Annotated in this window: 1 pseudogene; it reads left to right on the plus strand. The window is 46.6% G+C overall.

Annotated elements, in window-relative coordinates:
• Nucleotides 1-264, plus strand: a pseudogene (locus X919_RS16860) (hypothetical protein); the annotation flags it as partial.

Raw genomic sequence — 264 nt, forward strand, 5'->3', positions numbered from 1 at the left:
AAACATGGGGAGTTGTGAAATATAAGGGAGGAGTAGGCACGTGGAGTGATTGTACCGAGACATCGGAGTTCCCTCTCTCTGAAGAGGACTATTCCAAACTTTGTCTAACCTACCCTGCGTTCGGTGAATATGACCAGCTCATACGCTTGGATCGTATTCCGATGGTCATTCGAGAGACGATATTAGAAGTCACAGACAAGGAGTTTCCAGCATTTAGGCAGTATCTCCAGCGAGACATCGCACGCTATCAACAGACTAAGAAGT

It is taken from the genome of Prevotella sp. HJM029, assembly GCF_000599605.1.
In the GTDB taxonomy this organism is placed as follows: Bacteria; Bacteroidota; Bacteroidia; order Bacteroidales; family Bacteroidaceae; genus Prevotella.